Raw genomic sequence first — 2,177 nt, 5'->3', positions numbered from 1 at the left:
ACATCCGCACCTGGCTCGCCGACTGGAACACCAACCCCCGGCCCTTCATCTGGACAAAGACCGCCGACGAGATCCTCGAAAAGGTCGCAACCTACTGCCGACGAATCTCCGACTCAGGACACTAGGGCGTCTCCGGCGGATTGCGCCGGGTCGGGGCTGCCCCTTGCTGCGTCCTGCGGACTGCGGCTGTCGCCGTGGTTGCTCGCGCAGTTCCCCGCGCCCTTGGCGGGGCGCATTCGTGCCCCGCCAGGGGCGCGGAACTGCGCGACCGGCCACAGAGCGCCCGCACCCTGCGACGAAGCCGCAAGGGGCAGCCCGGCCCGGCACGATCCATCAGAAGGGCACCTATGGGGCGCCCGGCGGGCCCGCACGGGAGGCGGCCTCCAGTTCGGCGCAGGCCCGTACGAGGTCGGCGCGCCGCTCGTCCCCGGAGCGCCGCAGGGCGAGCTGGATCCGCCGGGTGCGCTCCTGCTCCAGGCGCACGGCGGTGCGGTGCCGGATCCACGCCCGCGTCAGCAGGCAGAGCTGGGGCAGCGCGAGGAGCGCGGCGGCGAGCGCTGGGTGCACGGTGTCCAGTGGCATGCCCCAACTCTCCGAGCGGGCCCGGGTTTCCCTCTAGGCTGGGGAAACCCCGGGAAACTCGACGTGGAGGGCGGGCATGGCAGGTGGGCGTCCGGCGAAGGGCGACGGGCCGCGGCGTTTCGCGGAACTGGAGGAGCTGTCCGCGTGGTTCAAGCGGGCGATGGCCGACGCCGGTTTCAACAGCCCGCACGCCGTCGTACAAGAGGAGATCGGCCACAAGAACGCGGTCTACGCCCTCTGCAACGCCACCGCCATGCGCCCCCTGGCGGTCGTGCGCGCGATCGCCGTCGGGTTGCGCGCCGACCCGGACGAGGCCGAGCGGCTGTGGCAGCGCGCCAAGGAGGGGATGGAACGCGCCCAGGCGGCCCGCGAGTCGGCCGAGGCGCCCCGGCTCACCGCCTGGTCCCAGCTCCCGGTGGCCACCCTGGCCCTGCAGAACCTCGTCCAGGCCCAGAGCCGGGCGGTCGAGCGGCTGCCGTATGACGTGCTGGGCGTGAAGGAGCCGCCGCTGTCCGCGGTGTACGTGCGCCAGCGCATACGCCCCTCGGGCCCGGAGAGCGGCGGCGAGGACGCCTACGGCGAGTCGCGCTCCGGCGCCCGGAACTCCCCCGGCACGGAGAGCGGGCCCGGCGCGGAGGGCCCGGCGGCGGACACCGTCATCCCGGCGCCCAGCGCCCTCGGCCGTCATGAGCACCTGCTGGTCACCGGTGAGCCGGGCGCGGGGAAGTCGACGTTCTCCAGCCACCTCGCCTGGCGCCTGGCCCGGATCTGGCAGCGCGAGGAGAGCGCCGTGGACGCGCCGCTCACGGAGCCCGTCGTGCCCGTACGCGTCGCGGCGCGCACGCTCGTCGGGCAGACCGGCTCGTGGAGCGCGGCCCTGTGCCGGGCGGTGACCGGCAGCCTGGGCAACAGCCTGGTGTCCGAGCCGCCCGCCGAGCTGTTCGCGGGGCGGGTGCAGGGCGCGCGCTGGCTGGTGATGGTGGACGGCCTGGACGAGATCGCGGACCGGGACGCGCGCGCCGGGGTCGTCCGCGCGCTGGCCCAGCACGCACGCACCGGCAGCGACTACCGCTTCGTGATCACCAGCCGTCCGCTCCCCGAGGCGGAACTCGCGCCGCTGCGCAGCTCGCTGCTCGGCGTGTACGCGATGGAGCCGTTCGGCACCGAGGAGCTGCGGGACTTCGCCCGCAAGTGGTTCCGGGCGCAGTACGAGGACGACGCGGAGCAGGCGCGCTCGGCCGCGGACCGCTTTGTGACGGAGACGGACGACGGGCGGCTGCGGGACCTGGTCCGCAACCCGCTGCTGGCCACCATCGCGGCGGTGAACGCGACCGTCGACCCCGCGCGCCCGCTGCCGACCAGCCGGCTGAGCCTGTACCAGCGCTTCTGCGACCACCTGCTGGCGCGCGGCGACTCCGGCCCGAAGGCCCGCGCCAAGCTGCTGAGCCGTTTCGAGGGCGACCCGGAGCGCGCCGACCTCCACCTCTGGTTCGACCGCAGCAAGCCGGCCCTGCTGGGCCGGCTCGGACGGTGCCGGCTGGAGGGCGAGGAGTCGCTGTGGGAAGCCGCGGTGGCGTGGGTGCGGGGGCGGGAGG

At 74.6% G+C, this 2,177-nt stretch carries 2 protein-coding genes and 1 pseudogene; 2 read left to right on the top strand and 1 reads right to left on the bottom strand.

Features of this window, described 5'->3' with window-relative positions; genetic code table 11:
• Positions 1 to 125: pseudogene (locus G5C65_RS39880) on the top strand (IS630 family transposase); the annotation flags it as partial.
• A gap of 220 nt (positions 126 to 345) precedes the next feature.
• Here G5C65_RS39880 and G5C65_RS35945 read toward each other — a convergent pair.
• Positions 346 to 582, bottom strand: coding sequence for a hypothetical protein (locus G5C65_RS35945; RefSeq protein WP_165303248.1), 237 nt, complete (start codon positions 580 to 582; stop codon positions 346 to 348).
• Positions 583 to 658: 76 nt separating this feature from the next.
• On the opposite strand from G5C65_RS35945, the gene G5C65_RS35940 reads away from it, so the two are divergent.
• Positions 659 to 2,177: NACHT domain-containing protein (locus G5C65_RS35940; RefSeq protein WP_165303247.1), on the top strand; the 1,519-nt coding region annotated here is incomplete at its 3' end.

This window comes from Streptomyces boncukensis, from assembly GCF_011045075.1.
Taxonomy (GTDB): Bacteria; Actinomycetota; Actinomycetes; order Streptomycetales; family Streptomycetaceae; genus Streptomyces; species Streptomyces boncukensis.
This window is presented reverse-complemented; position numbering and strand designations above follow the sequence as displayed.